Consider the following 19,118-nt stretch of genomic DNA (forward strand, 5'->3'; position numbering starts at 1 on the left):
TGTTTCGCTTAACTGTACTTTTTTTTGAGATGATGTGGTTGCCCTTATGAGTAACTTAAAACCAGATAGTGTTATTGCTTGTTTAGATTGTCCTGACCATGTACAAGCTGTATTGGATGCTAGTATGTGGGCCTCCAAGCGTATGCAAACGCCCGTCGGTCTACTACATGCAGTACCAAGCGTACAGCAAAAGGCGGCTATCAACTATTCAGGCTGCTTAAATATTGACGATGAAAATCATTTACTTGATCAATTTACAAGTCATGAGCATCTGAGTAACTCAGAGCTCAAAGCTCAAGGCAAACTTTTGCTGCATCAAGCAGCGGCTTATTGTGAGCAAAATTTGCATAAGCGTAAAGTCTATACGCTGCATCGTCATGAAACGCTCGGTGATAGTATCGATTATGTCGATGAAAAATCACAATTGATAGTCATCGGTCATCATGTTACCTGTAAATCTACCCTAAGTCAGCTGATACGTTTGAGTCATTGCCCCATTTTGGTGACTCATGCACCATTTTCGCCCCCTACTACCGCTTTATTTGCATTTGATAATCGCGCCACTTCACATAAAATGCTTAATTGGTTATGTAAAACACCGCTGATTAGAGCCTTAACCATCCATATTGTGATGGTTGGTAAAGATACCTCTGAAAACTGTGATGCACTACGCGAAGCTTATGCACGTCTCAAGCAAGCAGGTATCAATTGTAAAAAAACTTTATTGAACTGCCGCGATGTTTGTGCTGCTTTGAACTATTATCAAAGCGAGCATAATATTGGCCTGCTGATGACTGGTGCTTTTGGACAATCGCGGTTACGTGAGCTACTCAAAGGGAGCGAAACTGAGAAGTTATTGGGCACTACTAAGACGCCTTATTTACTTTTTCCTAAAGCCTAAATTCCTTTATCTTTGCTATTACAGCGTATAAGTTATTACTAATATCGAAGCTACCTGTACTGCTCTTAGCGTAGGCAGCTTCTTATTTACAGCCCAATCTACTGTCTGGCTATCAGACGATTATGTTGTAAACCCGCCCTACTTTTATCTTCGTATGCCATCATTCACTGACCTCTATAACGCCTTATTATCTACACTGTTATGATAGATACCTGTATCCGGATTTTGTTTTGACATCTAAGTTCCCCTCTTTGTAAGATTTTCGCAAATCATCACAGGATACCCTCCCCGTAGGGTATGAAAGTTGGTTATAATAAAGTTCTTGTTGCACCTAACGTCACAGGCAATACTGCTGTATTTATCCTAAAATTACTATGTAATTATCAGGACTATCTCGTTTTTATTGCACCATATACGATGAGAATTTAAAGCTTTTGTCCGTTATAGTGGTGGTCATTTTTAAGGTAGATAAGTCCAAACGTTCCTCCCCCTTGAGTACGTCTGGCACATTTTTTGAATGACTTATCACAAGCATGGCAAAGCTATGATGCATTAAAAGTATGCAATGGCCTGCGACATCATTCATATAAGGAAATTTTTTATGAAGTTAATCACTGCGATTTTAAAACCATTTAAGCTTGATGATGTGCGTGAAGCACTGTCTGATATTGGCGTCAAAGGCGTCACTGTCACCGAAGTTAAAGGGTTTGGTCGTCAAAAAGGACATACTGAACTGTATCGCGGTGCAGAGTACGTAGTGGACTTTTTACCAAAAGTAAAAGTTGAGGTCGCGGTTATCGATGAGATGGTTGAGCCAGCTATTGAGGCTATCACACGTATCGCCAGCACTGGCAAAATCGGTGATGGCAAGATATTTGTGACAGCACTCGAACAAGTCATTCGAATTCGTACCAGCGAAACAGGTCCAGATGCTATTTAGAACCTATAGTTAAACCATAAATAAGCAGTTTTGCACACGATTGGTGCAAGTATCGTTTTAACAAACATCATGTCATAAGGACAGCTACTTTGTAATGTACGTCTAAAAGCAAACCAATCTACCGCATTGTCAATTCAAGGGGGAATTAAGATGCAAAGTCAGATTTTTGAGCTGCAATACGCACTCGACACGTTTTATTTTTTGGTATGTGGCGCACTGGTCATGTGGATGGCCGCAGGCTTTACCATGTTAGAGGCTGGACTGGTTCGATCAAAAAATACTGTCGAAATTTTAACCAAGAATATCACTCTTTTTGCAACCGCTTGCACTATGTATATGATATGTGGCTACGCTATTATGTATGGTGGCGACTGGTTTTTAAGCGGTATTGCAGGTGGTGAGACTTTAGTAAAAGACGCTTTAGCAACCTCAGTCGAAAACGGCTTCGAAGGTGATTCTGTCTACTCTGCGGCATCTGACTTTTTCTTCCAAGTTGTCTTTGTGGCCACTTGTATGTCAATTGTCTCAGGCGCTGTCGCTGAGCGCATGAAGCTTTGGGCTTTTTTAATATTTGCGGTAGTAATGACTGGCTTTATCTACCCACTAGAAGGTAGTTGGACATGGGGTGGCAACGATGTCTTTGGACTATTTAGCTTAACTGCTATGGGTTTTTCTGACTTTGCAGGCTCTGGTATCGTTCATATGGCAGGGGCAGCAGCGGCATTATCCGGTGTGTTGTTTTTGGGTGCGCGTAAGGGCAAATATGGACCCAATGGTGAGATACGAGCGATTCCTGGTGCTAATTTGCCATTAGCAGCCCTTGGTACATTGATACTGTGGATGGGCTGGTTTGGCTTTAACGGTGGTTCAGTATTGAAACTGGGCGATATCGCTAGTGCTAACGCAGTCGCAATGGTGTTTTTGAATACCAACGCTGCTGCAGCAGGTGGCGCAATTGGTGCTTTATTACTAGCACGTCTTATCTTTGGCAAAGCAGATTTGACCATGCTCTTAAATGGTGCATTGGCAGGCCTAGTAGCCATTACTGCAGAACCTTCTACCCCATCTGCACTGCAAGCGACGCTCTTTGGTCTTATTGCAGGGGCAATTGTCGTATTATCTATTCTTGCTTTAGACAAAATAAAGATTGATGACCCTGTCGGTGCCATCTCAGTCCATGGCATCGTCGGCCTATTTGGTCTGTTAATAGTCCCTATTACCAATCCTGCTGCTAGCTTAGTCGGTCAGGTGGTAGGCGCTGCGACTATTTTTGTCTGGGTGTTCGTTGCCAGCTCCATTGTATGGGCGATTATTAGAGCCACTATTGGTTTGCGCATCTCTGAAGAAGATGAGTACGAAGGCGCTGATATCGCAGAATGCGGTATGGAAGCTTACCCTGAGTTCACTAACTAATCTTACTCCAAAAGTCAGCTTATTTTGGTAATATCAAAATTTAATAAAAATAAACCCGCATGACCAATTGGCGATGCGGGTTTTATTATTTTGTGTTCAATACAATTATTTAGTAGATATCAAACAGTGGTATAAATAAAAATATTATTTATTTCTTTTTCCAAGTCTGACTACGTGAAAATGGTCCTAGGTAGCCTTTTAAATTAAGCGTATTACCTTCTAAGCTAGCAGTCATACGGTAGGTTTTGTTCTTTTCAGGATCTGTGATAGTACCACCACTATACTTACCGCCGCCATCAGCTTTTAGATCAGAGATAATAGTCATACCGACGTGTTTCTTACCTTTTTCTGATACGGTACTGATAAGCTTACCAGTTAAGACACCGTTTGACTCAGTGATTTTGACCACACCTTTCGGCTTGCCATCGTCAAAAGTTTGCCAAGTGGTGTTGGCTAATGGGTCAGCTGCCATTGCCATAGTGGCCATGCTAATACCAGCAACTGCTAACACAGATTTTGTAAATAATTTCATAGATCGACTCCATTCGTATGATGATTCAAAAACAACGTTTTTTGTGCTTATCCTATGTCATCAGTCGTTTGCTGCCGCCTTCTATTAACATCTTAAGCGCTACAATCAACTTAAATGACACCTTCTGCACTCATTATAGACAAAATCCGAACTTTGCCTAGTAGTTTTTTATAGATAATTGTTTCTATAAAATCAAAACTATATCAAATAGTTACATGAAAGGATTGTCTATATCTTTGTCTGGTCGGTCACTGTTTTCTTTTGACGAGAGCGTTTTTTTATTATTTTGATTAGAATTTTTGAAAGCTTGTAATACCTTAGTCGTCAACTCATGCAACTGCTTTGCTTGCTCGTAGCCTGACTCATCAAGCAATAAATCAAGATCTCCATAAATGATAATTTTGTCTTCTTGATTTTCTATGATTAGCTCACCAACTTGCATACTTTGATGATTATTCGCGAATGGTTCAATCATTTTACTCTCCATGTCTGAGTAACATTGGATATTATTCACAGGTAAATAATGGACATTATTCAAGCTGGCTATAATTTATGCTTGCAGCTGTGCAACCAACCATTCAAGAATTGCCCATACAAACAGCATCCAAGCAGGCCCTTCAGTTGGCGCATCGCTCGGTGTATCTGTACTTTCTCCAGCCTTTAATGGCAACTCTAATGCTTGCGTTTTGGTTTGAATATCAAGCACTGGTAAAACATCAATGCCAGTCTCAGCTGTCAATTCATTAATACTAATGATTTCTATACGCTCGGATTCGTCGTTGGGGGCATAATATACACCCGCCTGATTGGTCGCTGGAATATAAACGGCCTTGAAAAAATGACTGGGCACCAGCACTCGTCCAGCAAGCTGTTTGGTTTTCTTATTAGTAAATGCGACACCTGTGACCGTATAAACTTCACCATACTGCTGTGTTAGGTAACGCGTAGCAGACTCAATATTACGCCAAATATAGCGGTTATTGCGTGGCGACTGCGGCGCTATATTGGCCAAACTAAAGCTGTCGTATTGCTGGCTGCGGGTGGCCATATCGGCATTGGGTGCCAGATGCCCGCGATCGTAACCAGAACCTGAATAATCTGACAGTGAAGCACGTGCTGACTTCGGAACTCGGCTTTCTTCATGAAAGCTATCTTCCCGATCGATGTCTTTGGCTTGCTGCAAACGCTTGCGGGTTAGATGTTCTGCTGACCATAACGGTGTACGTGATATCCCAGAATACATGACAGCAAAACCATCCATACATAAGGGTTGTGTCTTATTATTTAGCTTATTATTAATAAATTCAGGGTAGATACCACCATAAAAAGACTGGCTACATTGGGTAAAGTCATCCGCCTGCGCCGATGATAGTCCTACTGTGACAGTAAATACTGTTATTATAATGCTATTTTTAAAAACGTCTTTATACCTGCCAAAACTTATCATGCAACTTTCAACCGTCTATGCTCGCTATTACGTATACGCTATCCTAGCAGGGGACTACTAATAAAGAAAGATAAGGCGTAAGTCGTGACATTTTAAATCTTATCCGCTATACTTAGGCGTTCAAAAATCGGTGAAGTGGGTGAGTGGCTGAAACCGCACGCCTGGAAAGTGTGTATACGTTCATAGCGTATCGAGGGTTCGAATCCCTCCTTCACCGCCAATCTTATCAAATGCTAGTTTTCCTATCTTGTCCTAAACACTCCTATACATCTCTGCAACCCTTTATAAATAACGCTTATAGCGTTTTTTTTATGTCTAACGTTTTCCTAATCTATCCGAACATGACCTACCTATCCCATAGCTTGTGTTGGTCTATCTGTTGGTCTATGATTTCATTAGACCTCAAAAAGACCAACATTTAAGCTTTATTATTCAGTATTAGACCAACGTATTTGTTGTATTACTTGAATTATATAGCTTATAGCCATAGGGAATAGACCAACATGTTAAGCGATAGTAAGATCCGTAAGCTTAAACCTAGTGAGAAATGCACGCCTGCGCGTCCTGACAAATACAGTGATCAGCAAGGTTTACAGCTATTAGTACGCAATACTGGCACAAAGACATGGATAAGCGCCTATCGCTTTGATGGTAGGCAAACACGAATGACACTTGGCACTTATCCTCTTATGTCGTTGTCTGAAGCAAGGCAGGCTAATACTGAGATCAAGGCACTACTCACCGATGGTATCGATCCAAAAAATAAAAAGCGTCAAGACAAGCTTGCCAATATCCAAGCGCAGAAGTTTAATGACTACGCATTAGATTGGCTTAATGAGCGTCAGCGTAACGTCAAACCGCGTACCTATCAGCAAGACTATAATCGTATGCATAAAGACGTGTTGCCACACTTTAAAGGTATTGCTTTAAAGGACGTGAGCTTTGAAGATTGCCGTTCAATGGCAGATGAGATCGAAAAGCGTGTGAACAAAGACGGTGAGCCACCGCGTGAAGTCACCAGACGTACTATCGATTTGGTTGCTAATGTCCTAAGGCGTGCCAAACGTGAACGTATTATCGAGCAAAACCCAATCGATGATCTAAAAGCGCTCTACCCTAAAGCCAAAAGTCAGCACATGAAGCACGTGGATATTAATGAGCTGCCTGCGCTACTACAAGCTATCGAAGGCTATCATGGTCATGATCAGACTCGTTTAGGTATGAAGTTTTTAGCCTATTCATTTTGTCGTACTATCGAGCTACGTATGATGAAATGGTCACACATCGATTTTGCGAACCGCTTATGGCGTGTTGATATCGATAATCTTAAAATTGCACGTAAGCACGTTGTACCATTGTCAGATCAGATGCTCGCAGTGCTAGAAGAGATGAAAGACATCACAGGGCAGTATGAGTACGTGTTCTACCATACAGGCATGCATCAGCCCTATAGTGAAGAGTTTATTAATAACGCGCTCGATATCTTAGGCTACGCAGGCAAACAGACAGGTCACGGCTTTCGCCATATCGCCTCAACCAACTTAAACGAGCTTGGCTATATGGGCGATGCTATCGAAAAGCAAATGGCCCATGATAAAAAAAGCAGTATTAGAGCGGTATATAATCATGCACAGCATTTGGAAGAGCGTCGTAAAATTATGCAGGTTTGGGCGGATTTTTTAGACCTGCTCAGAGATACAGGTGAAGTTGTAGACTTTCAAACTGCTCGTAAGCAGATTGAAAATACCTTGAAAAATCAACAACCTGAGACGTTACAGAGTGCAAACAAACAAGTGCTTGTTGAAGCCTTACTCAGTAAAGGAGTTACTATTGATGACCTACTATCACTTATTAAGAATGATAAGCTTAATAATAAATAAAGTTATTAGACTAATAGTCTGAACTTCAATCGCTATCCAGATGTTCTTTAATTAAAGAATATTCGTCTTCAATTAATTTATTAACCATCTTATTAAGCGATAGCTTTTGATGTAAACTAAGTTTAATTAATATTTTATAATTTTTTTGAGTGATAGTAACTACTCTTTTAGACTTATCTTCAGCTTTTTTTCGCGTACTCAGAATACTATCCCATGCTCTACGCATTTTATAAATTAAATAACCTCTTGCAGTAAAGAGCAATTCCTTATCTCCATTAGGTACTTTATATTCGAAATCATTATCATCTGCAATATCAATACTAGCTAAAATTAAATTATACTTATCCTTGATCGTCTTAGGAAAAAAAATACTACTTAATACGAGATTTTTACGATCATCTAAATAATTGTATCCCCATTGAATTTGCTCAACATCTTCTAAATTAATCCAATCTATCTTTTTTGAAGGTGTCCTCCGATTCAAATACCTTCTTTTCATCATGTTTAAGTTTCCAATATTTATTTCTTTTAGACTCTGGTCAGTATTAAGGTTCGGTCTAATAGTAATATGTTTTTCCACCTCTAAATTTGATATTTTTATAATTGACTTTATCCAGTATAAAAACTCTATACCTCCATAAAAACAATCTTGAACAAACTCAGTATCCACATAAGCTGAAAAATACAAACCTGCCCTTAAATCACTAGCAAACCAATTTAAAAAAGAGTTCGGGATAGAACTATATGTTTTCAACGATACTAAATAATCAAGTTTTTGGAATGGGCTAGAGTTTGTAAGTAAATGATCAGTTAAAAGGTTATAAGCGTCATCATCATCGAAATCATAGAAGAGTTTTACTCTTCCTATTGATAGATAATCATAAAATAAAAACTGTTTAACAGCTTCTATATCTATCTTTTTAACCTTTTTATAAATATCCTCTCTTGTAATAATTACATGTGGCTGGCTATTCTGATTTATATATTGATGTTGAACATTTTGAAATGGACCAAGCGTTTGCGCCTGTTGTTCTAAAATATGGTGATTGTTACTCATATAGAAAATCCTGATGCTTAGTAAATATGTATATTTTAGTAGTAAATCTATTGCATACTTAGTAATTTTATAGCTGTATATAGTGAAATCATCGCTTCTAGTAGTAAATTTATAGCCATTACCAGTACGAAAACTCTTATATTATGGCACAGATAATGTTGTTTAAAGGTTTTTATATTCGGTTTTTCGATCGTCAACGAGTTTGTAATTTAGTTATTATTAGGATTATTTTTACGATAGAATATAAAAAACCATAGTTTGATGTCGCAAGTATTTTATATGACTTGATATCTAAATCTAATGCTCATGCCTCTCAATGCCTACGTAACTCCCCATCCATAAATCCCCACCTGTATAGGCTTTTTTAAAAATCAAAGTCACACTGTATCGATATATTCATCAGCTTTAAAATCCGGTTATATTAATATTATATGTAACAATCCTAATACTATGTAACTAGCTACCTTCATCAATAGTAATAATAATTTACATACTTACCTAACATTATGAACCAATAATCTTAGGTAAAGTAAAATGATCATTTCAACTTTGAGCCATGAAGTCGTAGTTACTAAAGTAGATAAACTCGTGACCGATATACTTAATTCTAAAACTAGAATTAATATTCAAAAAATAAGTGAACAGTTGAGCTTTTATTGTCAGTCAATGATATTACTTTATGATCACGAATTAGAATATACTAGTTCGATAAAATGGTTTATAGGTAGTGCTTATCTTGTTTGTGACAATTACTATCCCGATGAAATTATTTGGGATGAAGAAAGGACGCAGAGATTCTTGCATACTCTAAATTCTTATCAATATGAATTTGACACTCCTATTAATAACTTTGCTTTGCAAGAACAACGTAATAGCAAATCAATTCATCAATATATGAACTATTTTCTGAGCGAGTATTCGCGTGTACTTATCGTAAGAATAGACCTCAAAATAAAACCTGATTTTACACATCTTGTCGACATTGAAACTTTTCACAGTTTTATAAATGATCTGAGAAAGAAACTAGGACGTAAAAGAGGCTGCTTTAAAAATTTAAGAGGTAACGCTTGGGCTTTAGAGCAAGGAGAAATTAATGGTGGTCTACATTGTCACCTGTTATTAATCTACAACGGTGATAAGCATAGACAGGACTGGTTTCTAGGCGATGCCGTTGGTAATGAATGGGTTGAAATTACAGAGGCCTTAGGTACCTACTACAACTGTAATAACTTTAAGCACAAACAAGCTTACGATCACCAAGGCACTCTTGGCATAGGCATGATCCACAAAGACAATCCTTTAGAGGTCAAGAATGCTATGAACACGGCGTTGTATTTAACTCGACCTAATAAGTATATGCAGCGTCTCAAAGTGTCGCTACCTAATATGCGTAGCTTTGGACATGGAAGTTACTCTTAGGTGTGGAGGATTTTTAGCAATAGCAAACTAATTTCAAATACATACTACCTTTATGAGATCGGGTATAGATCGTTTACTGCTCATCCAATTAATTTAGGTCTGCCTCGTGCAGGCCTTTTTTATGCCCAAAATAAAAGGAGTGTTTATGAAAACCATCTGTCCATGTTGTCAGTCAACTGCGGTCTATGAGATGACTGATGGCATCAGTAACAATTTGATCGACCAGCTGTTGTCTCCTACGGTTCTAGTCAGCCTTGGCGTTAGTCTGTGTAAGACGCTTAGGGTTCATCCTGCTATAGGCGTGGTTGTAGGTACGACAGTCGCAGCACTGATTGAGATGACTCAGTCTCATCAAGCGCCACCGATGCTAGTCAATCAGCAATATCGCTGTGATGAGTGCTTCCATGTGTTCACCTCACTTCATTAACTCTCAACTCAACCCTCTAACTTATTCAGTTATAAACTATCAATAAAAAGGAAATATTATCATGGCACATTTAGTCGAAAGTATGGCGTACGTAGGCGAAACCCCTTGGCATGGTCTTGGCAATAAGCTCTCACCTAAGCAGCCACTTGAGATTTGGGCACGTGAGGCAGGTCTTGATTGGCGTATTGAGTCCTCCGATGTCAGCTACATGGCAAACAATGATAAAGGACAAAGCCTGATCATGCCCTTTGATAGCAATAAGGTGTTATACCGCTCAGATACGCTTGAGCCGTTATCAGTGGTCAGTCAACGCTATCAAGAAGTACAACCGCGTGAAATTCTAGAGTTCTATCGTGACTTAACCGAGCTCTCACACTTTGAGCTTGAGACCGCTGGCATTTTAAAGGGTGGTCGTAAGATGTGGGCTCTTGCTCGTACAGGTCAGTCTATGACCCTTAAAGGCGGTGATGTCAGTAATGGCTACCTTTTACTGGCAACCGCTTGTGATGGGACGCTAGCAACCACAGCGCAGTTCACCAATATCCGTGTGGTGTGTAATAACACCTTAGCGGTAAGCCTTGCTGATGGTAGTGGCGGTGTGGTGAAAGTACCGCATAGTACCTCCTTTGATGCTGATCGCGTCAAGCAGCAGCTAGGCGTATCGGTTAAGCAGTGGAATGAGCACATGTATGAGATGAAGCAATTAACCCAACGCCGCGTTACTCAGGCAGAAGCGGCGAACTATCTCAACCGCGTGTTCAACGATCAAGATAACGACATCATCTTGTTTAACAGCGCTAAAAAGGAAAAGGACGCCGTGCCTAATGCTCGCGCCATGAATCAGGTAATGAGTATGTTTAACGGTCAAGGTCGCGGTGCGGATCTCGATTCAGCACGTGATACCGCTTATGGCCTGCTATCTGCTATGACAGAGTATGTGGATCATGAACGCCGTGCTATGTCTACCGATCACAGACTAGACTCTGCTTGGTTTGGCGCAGGCGCTAAGCTTAAAGACAAAAGCTTAGAGGAAGCCTTTAGTCTTATTGCCTAAATTCTATCGGTACACTTAATAATTAGACCATGCCTAAGCGCGTGGTTTTTTTATGCCTGTTATTTCATTTCAATCAATTTATCGAAGGAGTTCATTATGAACACGATCGCGTTAAATACCAGCACACCAGTAAGACGGTCTAAGCGTTTAAGCGCTAAGGTTAAAGCGCCTATGGCTACTAAAGCTAAGGTAGATGATAAGCGAGTAGATACCATCATCAGTACACCGATGACCTCTAAGCGCCTGATCAGTACTAAAGACTTAAGCCGTGACAAGTGGCTTGAGGTTCGCCGTCAAGGAGTAGGCAGTAGTGATGCCGCCGCTGCTTGCGGTATTCATCCTTATTTGTCCATGTTAGAGCTTTGGCTGATTAAGACGGGACGTACAACCTCAGACTTAGATGAGAGCATCGACGGCTACTCGCCACTGTATTGGGGCAATACGCTAGAACCGATGGTCGCTAAGTACTACCAAGAAAAGACAGGCAATAAGGTACGGCGCGTAAACGCTATCTTGCAACACCCTGAGACCGACAAATCTTTTATGCTCGCCAATCTTGACTATACAGTGACAGGTAGCGATGACGTGCAAGTACTTGAGTGTAAAACCGCTGGAGAGCATGGCGCAAAGCTATGGCGCGATGGCGTACCGCTATACGTCACGTGCCAAGTACAGCATCAGCTAGCGGTTACTGGTAAACAAGCCGCTCATATCTGTGTATTGCTATGCGGACACGAGGCCAAGATCTATAAGGTTGAGCGTGATGAGCGCTTAATTAAATCAATTATCGAGCAAGAGCGTCTGTTCTGGCAATACGTGGAGACGGACACACCGCCAACCCCTGATCATTCTGAGTCGGCAGCCAAAGCACTAAAACTACTTTATCCTGAGCCTAAGCCGTCAAGCAAGATTGATCTGCGAGACGACGACGGAGCGAATAAGTTGTTTGAGCAATTGCTGAGCTACCATGACTATATGCAGGAACTACAAGAGCGTCACGATAAGATTAAGCATCAATTGCAAAGCTTAATTAAAGACAAAGAAGTAGCGGTCTTTGATAAAGGTGCAATATCTTGGAAGCGCTCGAAAGACAGCGTCAGCCTAGATAGCAAGGCGGTGATCAAAGCTCATCCTGCGCTGATGGATAGATTTAGTCAAACCCGCCGTGGCAGTCGCCGCTTTGTGGTCTTAACCGATTAAGCCGCTATCTATTCAATCAACACATAAACAAACCAAATCTAGCACATAGCTGCCCACCTATCACAGGTGGGCTTTTTTATGTCTTATTAATTTATTAAACAAACAAGGAATACCACTATGATTAAGGGTCTAACGATAACCCCACCAGTTTTAGGTCGTATCAGTATCGGTCGTGTCATTCAAAAAGACGGCCAGCGTCTGCCTGCTAAAGACGATCAATTCACCATAACCAGCCAAGTACAAAATAAGGATGGCTGGGTCAATCATCCACTAGACGCCAAGCTGCGTAAAAACAATGACGGTAAGCTCAGACAAATACCCGTGCGACTGCTGTTTAATGATCCTGAGCTGAATCTGCGTGCCGAGTACACACTGTTCGATCGTCAAACAGGCAGACCGCTGTGTGTCGGTGACGGTGAGCTGTGCCAACGTCGAACCGATAACGGTGTAGAGCAAATGCCTTGTCCGTCGCCTGATCGTTGTCCATTAGCGCAAGGTGGTGCGTGTAAACCATACGGTCGTCTCTACGTTAATCTAAGTGAAGACGATGAGCTTGGCACCTTTGTCTTTCGCACCACTGGCTTTAATAGTATTCGTACGCTTGCGGCAAGGTTGCGCTACTTTGCCGCCGTGTCTAGTAACAAGCTGTCTTGCTTGCCGCTGCAATTAACCTTGCGAGGTAAAAGCACGACACAAAGCTATCGGACGCCAATTTACTTCGTCGATCTAACCTTGCGTGAGGGCGTCACACTTAAGGATGCGGTACACACGGCGAAAATGATCGATAAGGAACTGAGCGAACACGGCTTCGATCAAAAGGCACTAGAAGAAGCGGCTAAGGGTGGTTATAGCAACTCGTGCTTTGAGGTTGATAGTGAGGAGGCCTACGAGGTAGATGCGTTTGATAGTAGCGACGATGATGATCAAAACGTCGAGGATCAAAAAGATAACTCACCAAAGCCGTTGCCTATGCATGATGTGACAAGCATAAAGCAAGGGCTACAGCAAAGCGTGACAGCGGTGAGCTAAGTTAAAGCCATGGCATAAAAAGGAGCTGATTCGTTCAGCTCCTTTTTATACGTTCAGTTCATGCAGGACACTGTAGGATGCCGTAAAAAAATATAGGACTCGGTAAGTATATGAGAGGACACGCTCTCATTTACTTATAAGGAGATGATTATGAAACAGTTAAACGCAAGCACTCAACAGAATACTTCAATACCAAGCATGCCACTGATACCTCGCATGCTACCGCTTAAACAAGTCGTATACTATACAGGCCTTAGTAGCACAACAATTTACGACATGCTCGATAAAAGATCAGATCGTTATGATTCGACCTTTCCTGTTCAGGTCAAGCTATCAAAAGGTAGAGTGGCATGGGTTGAGAGCGAAGTCTCTCAGTGGATTGAGAATAAAATAATAGCCAGAACACAGTCACTATAAGCAATAAACCCCAGTTTGATAAATGAACTGGGGTTATATTTTGATATTAGTCATTATAACTGAACCAGTTATTCTAAATAAATTATACCTTACATGCTACGCTGGCTGCTTTAGCTTCCTCATAAACACCATAAGCATCTAGCCCTAAAGCACTAACGTCATCAAGATATTTTTTTGTACCTTTTTCAAGTGGACCTTTCCAATCCGGATCATTGAGTGGGTCTGGAATATTAACTACTTCATCCCCTCTCTCAATCGCTGCTTGTATTTGTGTCGAGTAAGTTTCATCCCACATTGCCCCTACTTTTTTACTAAGCGCCATACCTGAATTGTCATCAACGACTTTTTTCAAGTCTTCTGGCAAACCTTCGTATTTATCTTTATTCATAGTTACCATTAAAGCAGAGCTATAAAATGGCATGTTAGTATGATACTTCGTCAGTTCATTAAGCTTAAAAGTTTCCATGGCTTCCCATGGAAAGCTTAAACCATCAACAACACCTCGCTGTAAGGAGGTATATATATCAGTAGCAGGTAACCCCACAGGTGAAGCGCCCATACTTTCAATGATATCCCCTGCCACTGCCGAAGGTCTACGTATGCGCATACCTTTCATATCTTCAGGAGTTTTTATTATTTTATCTGTACTATGTAAAGTCCCAGGCCCCGTAGCGAACATAAAAAGCAAATGTGAATCTTCGTACTCACTAGAGATAGTCCCATTTTCATAAAGGGTTTGTAACATACAGCCTGTTTGTGTCGACGAGTTAGACAATCCTGGAAGTTCTGCAATCTGGGATAGTGGGAATCGACCACTCGTATAACCTTGCACTTGAGAGCCAATATCAATCGTTCCTTTTACGGCAGACTCATAAGCTGTATCTGCTTTACTAATCGTTGCTGAAGGATATACTTCAACTTTAAGACGACCATTGGAGTCTGCTTCAATTTGCTTGGCCCATGGTTCAAAAATCTGTTCATTAATGTCAGATGTCGCTGGGTAAAAATGTGAAAAACGTAGAACAGTGGTATCTTGTGATGAGGCAACCTCACTACTCTTAACGGTTTCGCCAGAACATCCGATTAAGCTGATAGCTGCAAATGCAGTAATAGAAAATAAAGAGAAAAGTTTCACTATTAATTCCTTTTGATAGTGATTGCAAGTAGGAGATCATTTGACATAACGTATGGTATGAATCGTTTAAAAATAACAGTTATAGTGATACCAGTCAAATCATTTTACGTATGCCTGAATGTGTGTATAATCCGTAGATACTCAAGTTTTATTTTTAAAGGTCGCTAACACTTTCTGCTATTAAACTTAACGTTATCTAGTACGTTAAATGACAAAAATTGATATAAGATAAATTTCTGTTACTAGCACTTCGAACTTAGCGTTATTTTATATAAAATACATCTACACAAGGAAGAACAAAATGACAGGGATTGAGTTTTATACCAATAGTCATATTATCAGTGAAGTTGACAGCATGCGTCAGAAGCTCGGTACATTAGCTAAACAGTATCGTGCGACGTCAGCTATTATTGTTACGGATACTGGAATCTCTAATCTAGGCTATGTCGATATTGCTCAGCAATCTTTAGAAGAAGCTGGTATTAATGTTGTTGTATTCGATAGTGTCATTGCTGATCCACCTATTGAGATCGTCAATGATGCTATTAAAACTGCCAGAGACAGCAATTGTGATCTGGTTATCGGTTTAGGTGGCGGCAGTTCTATCGATACTGCAAAAATCGTCGCCTTACATCCTAACAATTTTGAGTCTATAAATGATATTTTGGATCAAGATGTTAGTGAATTTGATAGACTGCCTTTATTTGCCATTCCCACTACTGCTGGTACTGGAGCAGAATCTACCTTTGTCTCTGTTATCACAGCGCAAGATGGTAGTAAAAAAGCCATTTACACTCCAAACATCTTGCCTGATGTTGCCATTTTAGATGCCACTCTGACACTTAAACTCCCACGTCATATTACCGCGGCAACCGCTTTGGATGCTATGGTTCACTGTGTTGAAGCATATACAAGTCGCACTAAGAAAAACCCTATTTCAGATGCATTAGCTGTTAAAGGACTACAGATGCTCTGGAGTAATTTTGAACAGGTTATGAATCAAGGCGATGATATCGAAGCTCGTTCTAATATGTTATTGGGCTCAACCTTGGCTGGTATTGCTTTCGTCAACTCATCAGTAGCAGCTGTTCATGGACTCTCCTACCCACTTAGTATTAACTTTCATGTACCGCATGGACATGCTAATGCACTTGTCATGTGTGGCGTCTTTTCATTTAATTTATCAACAGCCGCACCACTCTATGCAGAACTGGCTCATGCCGTTATGCCTAGTCAAACCGCTGACCTAACAGACTTAGATGCAGCAGGCTTATTCATTGCTGAACTAAGAAAATTTTTGGAAACAAGCGGTCTCAAGTATCGCTTAAGTGAATTAAATATTACAAAACAGGATATTCCGGTGCTAGCTGATATCGTTACCAATACTTACGCTCGTCTTATTGCGACTAACCCAAAGGATATGTCATTAGAAGAGGTAACAAACATATATAAGGAAATACTTTAATAAAAGCTGTCATTATTTAAAACAGTTGTATTTATTTATCAAGGAAGATAACCACTACTCAAGGGAAATAATCATGTCAGAATATAAATTAGACGTTGTTGTTGATGGCTTTCATTATTTAGAAGGACCGCGCTGGTATAACGATGCTTTATGGTTTGTTGATTTTTATACACGAGGAGTTTATTGCGTTGATGAACAAGGTGTGGCAGAAAAGATCGTCCATATTGAACAGCAACCCTCTGGTTTAGGTTGGCTACCTGACGGGCGTATGCTGGTTGTGTCGATGAAAGACCGTAAAGTCTTACGCTTAGAAGACGATGGTGAATTAGTCGTTCATGCTGATATTTGGGAGCACTGCGATGGTCATGCCAACGATATGGTAGTTGCTCCCAATGGCAATGCTTATGTTGGTAATTTTGGTTTTGACTTGATGGGCGGTGCTGACCATAGCCATGCCGGTCTAGTATTGGTCAAACCAGATGGAAGCTCGCAAGTTGTTGCAGAAGGTCTATCCTTCCCTAATGGTATGGTGATATCGGCCGACGAAAAAACATTAATCGTCAACGAGTTGTTTGGCAATAAAATCACGCAATTTGATATCAAAGAAGATGGTAGCCTCGGAGAAAAGCGTGACTTTGCAAACTTTGGTGAATTGGGTGATGAGCCAAACCTCGGTGTGCGCATAGAAGGCGCAAGTATTTTACCAGATGGCCTTACCTTAGACGCTGAAGGTGCGGTTTGGATTGCAGACACGCTGAATCAACGCGCCGTCCGTATTGCGGAAGGTGGCGAAGTTCTAGAAATTGTCGATACTGCCCCTGATGGTATTTTTGCTGTTGCCCTAGGTGGACAAGAGGGGAAAACACTCTTTATGTGTGCTGCACCTGACTGGGATGAAGCGTCTCGCAAGGTTGAAACCAAAGGTCGGATGTTATCTACACAAGTTAAAGTAGGTCATGCTGGTACGCCATAATTATTTTTTAGCCTGCTAAATCTAGTTGCCTTCAACTAGATCTAGCTACACTTAGCTGCTTTTAGCTGCATCTAGCTACGTTTAGCTGCCTTTAGCTATCTTTAAGATACCATGTTTGGTTTTTGGAAGTCACTAGACCATCACGGCGCATTTTCTGCAATAAATTACGTACTTTGTTCTTACGCTGTTTATCATCTAGCACTTGCGGTAACTTATTAGCCAGCATTTTATCAAAGTCAGCTAGTCTGCCTCGCTCAAACGTCTTAAGATATTCTATAATCAAGCTTTGATAATGCATGTCATCTAAGCCGCGCATTTGCATATACTCTGCTTGCTGCTCAGTATGCTTAGCAACATTAGCGGCAATAATATAGCTGTTTTTACGTCCTTCTATTAATGACTTTTTGCGTAGCGCGTCGACTTCCTCTTCAGTGATCGCCTGCCCTTTTTGGACTTTATCAAGCGCTATGATGTCATGCAGTGTGAGATTATCCACGGTTGCTAACTGCTTGGCGTACTCTTGATCAAGTACCTTGCCTGTAAACTTCACGCCTACCCTTTCACGGGTTAAGTCATAATCTGGTAGAGGAAAAAAGCGCTTAGACTGAATCTGATACATTTTTTTGATACCGCTACCAATGGTGTCCATCATATTTAGACTAACCATGGCATTGACCAAAAACGGATTGCGATAACTCGCTTCAGGCGCATCTTGTAGCAAGACATTCTCAATGGTCTTAGGAATAAACGAGCCACTATTTTGAAACAATAGCGTTGAGTCTTCTTTTTCAACTACTATGATACGTCCACCTAAGCGATAGTCTTGATGACCAATGGCATTGCTTAACGCTTCACGAATGATATAAGGGTCGTACTGCTGTACCTCTTCAGGAAACAGCGTACCTGATGCCATGTAGCGATAGTTTAGGTTACGGATTTTGTTATATACCTCGTCCAAGGCTAACAAAAATGGCGGTTCAAAATGTTCATAGTCTTTTTCAATACCATCAACGCCCTTTAAAATCCATGTGATATGGGCTTGCGCTGGACTCAAAAAACTCGTGGATTCATAACGTCCCAATAAAATAATCGCTGTATTGGTGATCTGACCACGAATGGTAATTTTGGCTTTATTTAAAAAAGTGATGTCATCCCATTCTTTGACATCTTCAGCCAAACGCTTGTTTTTATCAGCAAAGACTTGTCTGGCAACAGCAATGGCTTTGGGGTCAAGATCTTCAAGCGCTGCCTCGTGGCAAATCTCAGCACTCCAGTCATCGGCTTGATTTTGCCAGAGCTTACGGCTTTGATCGGGATAGTGCTTTAGAGGTTTTGTGACGCTACCAATGCGAATATAAGGCTCATGCAAAAAGCTAATAGGCGTATCAGTGGCTGCTGGAATCTCAAACAGTACTACCGCTTTATCATCAATCTGTAGCTCATGAATGGTAAAATAAATCTTAGGGCTTAGACGGCTTACCAGCCAATGCTCTAAGTCTTCGTTACCTTTGGCTTTTTTTGTCTTAGGGCTAAAGCTTGTACCAACGATGTTGTGCGTGCCGTCCTCTATGCCAAACACTAAATAACCGAATTTCTTGCCAGCCAAACATGCGCCATTAGCAAGCGCAGATATCCGCTTGCCTATTTCTTCTGGACTATGAAAGTTATGCTTAAACTCAAGCCATTCTTGCTCGGTAGGCTGCTGAGTTAGGCTTAGGACAAGGCTTTTATAGTGATTGGGCATAACAATATGAGCTTCTTTATTGATTGATAGTCAGCCTTAGTATAAGAGAAAAGAGGAATTGTTGGCAAAAAAAACAGACCCCCCG

Annotated in this window: 18 protein-coding genes and 1 tRNA gene; 13 read left to right on the top strand and 6 right to left on the bottom strand. The window is 40.8% G+C overall.

The features are described 5' to 3' along the window. Nucleotides 1-46 precede the first annotated feature (46 nt). The 3 genes from Q0895_RS08915 (at nt 47) to Q0895_RS08925 (ending at nt 3,254) form a co-directional block, all read left to right on the top strand. Nucleotides 47-901, top strand: coding sequence for a universal stress protein (locus Q0895_RS08915; protein WP_058369632.1), 855 nt, complete (start codon nt 47-49; stop codon nt 899-901). A 601-nt stretch (nt 902-1,502) separates the two neighbouring features. Then, the gene (locus tag Q0895_RS08920; protein ID WP_058369633.1) at nt 1,503-1,841 is read left to right on the top strand and encodes a P-II family nitrogen regulator; all 339 of its coding nucleotides are present in this window, start codon (nt 1,503-1,505) and stop codon (nt 1,839-1,841) included. Nucleotides 1,842-1,991: 150 nt separating this feature from the next. Continuing rightward, nucleotides 1,992-3,254: an ammonium transporter gene (locus Q0895_RS08925; protein ID WP_299187930.1), complete on the top strand. Its 1,263-nt coding sequence runs from the start codon at nt 1,992-1,994 to the stop codon at nt 3,252-3,254. 148 nt (nt 3,255-3,402) lie between these two features. On the opposite strand, the gene Q0895_RS08930 is transcribed toward Q0895_RS08925, so the two are convergent. From Q0895_RS08930 to Q0895_RS08940, 3 genes are all read right to left on the bottom strand, one after another. Continuing rightward, nucleotides 3,403-3,786: a DUF2147 domain-containing protein gene (locus tag Q0895_RS08930; RefSeq protein ID WP_058369635.1), complete on the bottom strand. Its 384-nt coding sequence runs from the start codon at nt 3,784-3,786 to the stop codon at nt 3,403-3,405. Between the two features lie 211 nt (nt 3,787-3,997). Next, complete coding sequence (locus tag Q0895_RS08935) at nt 3,998-4,261, bottom strand: hypothetical protein (RefSeq protein ID WP_058369636.1); 264 nt, start codon at nt 4,259-4,261, stop codon at nt 3,998-4,000. Between the two features lie 75 nt (nt 4,262-4,336). Next, complete coding sequence (locus Q0895_RS08940; protein WP_058369637.1) at nt 4,337-5,233, bottom strand: DNA/RNA non-specific endonuclease; 897 nt, start codon at nt 5,231-5,233, stop codon at nt 4,337-4,339. Nucleotides 5,234-5,362: 129 nt separating this feature from the next. On the opposite strand from Q0895_RS08940, the gene Q0895_RS08945 reads away from it, so the two are divergent. After that, a tRNA-Ser gene (locus Q0895_RS08945) sits at nt 5,363-5,453 on the top strand. Between the two features lie 283 nt (nt 5,454-5,736). Then, nucleotides 5,737-7,113, top strand: coding sequence for an integrase arm-type DNA-binding domain-containing protein (locus Q0895_RS08950; RefSeq protein ID WP_299187937.1), 1,377 nt, complete (start codon nt 5,737-5,739; stop codon nt 7,111-7,113). Between the two features lie 25 nt (nt 7,114-7,138). Here the strand turns inward: Q0895_RS08950 and Q0895_RS08955 are convergent, their stop codons facing one another. Beyond that, complete coding sequence (locus Q0895_RS08955) at nt 7,139-8,170, bottom strand: hypothetical protein (RefSeq protein WP_299187939.1); 1,032 nt, start codon at nt 8,168-8,170, stop codon at nt 7,139-7,141. Between the two features lie 534 nt (nt 8,171-8,704). On the opposite strand from Q0895_RS08955, the gene Q0895_RS08960 reads away from it, so the two are divergent. From Q0895_RS08960 to Q0895_RS08985, 6 genes are all read left to right on the top strand, one after another. Next, a complete protein-coding gene (locus Q0895_RS08960; RefSeq protein WP_299187941.1) occupies nt 8,705-9,589 on the top strand; it encodes an inovirus-type Gp2 protein in 885 nt (294 codons plus the stop codon). Nucleotides 9,590-9,734: 145 nt separating this feature from the next. Beyond that, on the top strand, nt 9,735-10,016 hold the full coding sequence (locus tag Q0895_RS08965) for a hypothetical protein (RefSeq protein ID WP_299187944.1): 282 nt from the start codon (nt 9,735-9,737) through the stop codon (nt 10,014-10,016). A 61-nt stretch (nt 10,017-10,077) separates the two neighbouring features. Then, complete coding sequence (locus tag Q0895_RS08970; protein ID WP_299187947.1) at nt 10,078-11,070, top strand: DUF932 domain-containing protein; 993 nt, start codon at nt 10,078-10,080, stop codon at nt 11,068-11,070. Nucleotides 11,071-11,241: 171 nt separating this feature from the next. Further along, complete coding sequence (locus tag Q0895_RS08975; RefSeq protein WP_299188142.1) at nt 11,242-12,270, top strand: lambda-exonuclease family protein; 1,029 nt, start codon at nt 11,242-11,244, stop codon at nt 12,268-12,270. A 117-nt stretch (nt 12,271-12,387) separates the two neighbouring features. Beyond that, complete coding sequence (locus tag Q0895_RS08980; protein WP_299187950.1) at nt 12,388-13,299, top strand: hydrolase or metal-binding protein; 912 nt, start codon at nt 12,388-12,390, stop codon at nt 13,297-13,299. A 150-nt stretch (nt 13,300-13,449) separates the two neighbouring features. After that, nucleotides 13,450-13,716: an AlpA family phage regulatory protein gene (locus Q0895_RS08985; protein ID WP_299187952.1), complete on the top strand. Its 267-nt coding sequence runs from the start codon at nt 13,450-13,452 to the stop codon at nt 13,714-13,716. A gap of 82 nt (nt 13,717-13,798) precedes the next feature. On the opposite strand, the gene Q0895_RS08990 is transcribed toward Q0895_RS08985, so the two are convergent. Beyond that, nucleotides 13,799-14,851 carry a TRAP transporter substrate-binding protein gene (locus tag Q0895_RS08990; RefSeq protein WP_299187953.1) on the bottom strand — a complete coding sequence of 351 codons (1,053 nt, stop codon included), beginning with the start codon at nt 14,849-14,851 and terminating at the stop codon, nt 13,799-13,801. A gap of 301 nt (nt 14,852-15,152) precedes the next feature. Between Q0895_RS08990 and Q0895_RS08995 the strand changes: the two genes are divergently transcribed. Together Q0895_RS08995 and Q0895_RS09000 are read left to right on the top strand one after the other, a co-directional pair. Then, nucleotides 15,153-16,316 (top strand): iron-containing alcohol dehydrogenase, encoded by a 1,164-nt coding sequence (locus Q0895_RS08995; RefSeq protein ID WP_075103518.1) that lies wholly within the window; start codon nt 15,153-15,155, stop codon nt 16,314-16,316. Nucleotides 16,317-16,389: 73 nt separating this feature from the next. Next, nucleotides 16,390-17,289 carry an SMP-30/gluconolactonase/LRE family protein gene (locus Q0895_RS09000; protein WP_299187959.1) on the top strand — a complete coding sequence of 300 codons (900 nt, stop codon included), beginning with the start codon at nt 16,390-16,392 and terminating at the stop codon, nt 17,287-17,289. Between the two features lie 91 nt (nt 17,290-17,380). Here the strand turns inward: Q0895_RS09000 and Q0895_RS09005 are convergent, their stop codons facing one another. Further along, complete coding sequence (locus tag Q0895_RS09005; protein ID WP_299187961.1) at nt 17,381-19,033, bottom strand: RNA-binding domain-containing protein; 1,653 nt, start codon at nt 19,031-19,033, stop codon at nt 17,381-17,383. Nucleotides 19,034-19,118: the final 85 nt, after the last annotated feature.

It is taken from the genome of uncultured Psychrobacter sp., assembly GCF_947495825.1.
GTDB lineage: Bacteria > Pseudomonadota > Gammaproteobacteria > Pseudomonadales > Moraxellaceae > Psychrobacter.

Coding starts and splice junctions, on each gene's coding strand:
- Q0895_RS08965 (WP_299187944.1), top strand. CDS start 9,735: ATGAAAACCATCTGTCCATGTTGTCAGTCAACTGCGGTCTATGAGATG.
- Q0895_RS08985 (WP_299187952.1), top strand. CDS start 13,450: ATGAAACAGTTAAACGCAAGCACTCAACAGAATACTTCAATACCAAGC.
- Q0895_RS08930 (WP_058369635.1), bottom strand. CDS start 3,786: ATGAAATTATTTACAAAATCTGTGTTAGCAGTTGCTGGTATTAGCATG.
- Q0895_RS08940 (WP_058369637.1), bottom strand. CDS start 5,233: ATGATAAGTTTTGGCAGGTATAAAGACGTTTTTAAAAATAGCATTATA.
- Q0895_RS09005 (WP_299187961.1), bottom strand. CDS start 19,033: ATGCCCAATCACTATAAAAGCCTTGTCCTAAGCCTAACTCAGCAGCCT.
- Q0895_RS08920 (WP_058369633.1), top strand. CDS start 1,503: ATGAAGTTAATCACTGCGATTTTAAAACCATTTAAGCTTGATGATGTG.
- Q0895_RS08925 (WP_299187930.1), top strand. CDS start 1,992: ATGCAAAGTCAGATTTTTGAGCTGCAATACGCACTCGACACGTTTTAT.
- Q0895_RS08950 (WP_299187937.1), top strand. CDS start 5,737: ATGTTAAGCGATAGTAAGATCCGTAAGCTTAAACCTAGTGAGAAATGC.
- Q0895_RS08955 (WP_299187939.1), bottom strand. CDS start 8,170: ATGAGTAACAATCACCATATTTTAGAACAACAGGCGCAAACGCTTGGT.
- Q0895_RS08975 (WP_299188142.1), top strand. CDS start 11,242: ATGGCTACTAAAGCTAAGGTAGATGATAAGCGAGTAGATACCATCATC.
- Q0895_RS08935 (WP_058369636.1), bottom strand. CDS start 4,261: ATGATTGAACCATTCGCGAATAATCATCAAAGTATGCAAGTTGGTGAG.
- Q0895_RS08970 (WP_299187947.1), top strand. CDS start 10,078: ATGGCACATTTAGTCGAAAGTATGGCGTACGTAGGCGAAACCCCTTGG.
- Q0895_RS08980 (WP_299187950.1), top strand. CDS start 12,388: ATGATTAAGGGTCTAACGATAACCCCACCAGTTTTAGGTCGTATCAGT.
- Q0895_RS08960 (WP_299187941.1), top strand. CDS start 8,705: ATGATCATTTCAACTTTGAGCCATGAAGTCGTAGTTACTAAAGTAGAT.
- Q0895_RS08995 (WP_075103518.1), top strand. CDS start 15,153: ATGACAGGGATTGAGTTTTATACCAATAGTCATATTATCAGTGAAGTT.
- Q0895_RS09000 (WP_299187959.1), top strand. CDS start 16,390: ATGTCAGAATATAAATTAGACGTTGTTGTTGATGGCTTTCATTATTTA.
- Q0895_RS08915 (WP_058369632.1), top strand. CDS start 47: ATGAGTAACTTAAAACCAGATAGTGTTATTGCTTGTTTAGATTGTCCT.